Source organism: Commensalibacter communis (assembly GCF_947179105.1).
In the GTDB taxonomy this organism is placed as follows: domain Bacteria; phylum Pseudomonadota; class Alphaproteobacteria; order Acetobacterales; family Acetobacteraceae; genus Commensalibacter; species Commensalibacter communis.
In genome coordinates this window covers 1-715 of sequence record NZ_CAMXCK010000024.1, presented here as the reverse complement: position 1 = coordinate 715, position 715 = coordinate 1, and the positions used below count along the sequence as shown (strand labels likewise).

The 715-nt window shown below is 45.2% G+C and carries 1 pseudogene; it reads left to right on the top strand.

The annotated features are described in order from the left end of the window. Positions 1-715, top strand: a pseudogene (locus PQG52_RS11410) (hypothetical protein); the annotation flags it as partial.

The window sequence follows — 715 nt, the reverse complement described above, 5'->3', positions numbered from 1 at the left end:
GTGAAAAAGGTGATGTTGGTATCCAAGGTCTCCAAGGCGATCAAGGCTTAACGGGTGTTGCTGGCAAAGATGGTGTTGATGGCGAGCGTGGCTCTTTGTGGTTCAGCGGGAAAGGTGCTCCTGCTTCTTCTAAAAATTACAAAGAGTTTGATTGCTACCGCAATGAACTGAACGATGATATCTATGTCAATAACGGTTCAGAGTGGCAATTAACTGGTAATATTAAAGGTCTTCAAGGTGAACAAGGTAATCAAGGTGAGGCTGGCACAGATGGCAAAGCTGGTACGATTCAAATCGGTAATGTTTCCAAAGGGGATAATGCCAGTATTACTAATCGTGGTAACGAAAATGCTGCGCTGCTAGATTTTGTATTACCCAAAGGCGATAAAGGGGATGCAGGATCTCGTTGGTATTCTGGCACACAAGAACCAAATGCATCAACAGGGATCAAAGATGAGCGTGGCGCACCTCGTTTTGGGGATATGTATTTGCAACTGGCCACCCAAGAACATGAAGCCAAAACCTATATCAAGTTGAATAATGGTGAATGGTCAGAACCCCTTGGAACTGTCGCAGGACCAGAGGGTAAACCCGCATCCATCACCATTGGCACAATCACAACAGGCGAACCAGGCACAAAAGTCATCGTCGAAAATGTCGGAACATCAAGCGATGTCATCTTAAACTTCACCATCCCAAAAGGTGATAAAGGAGA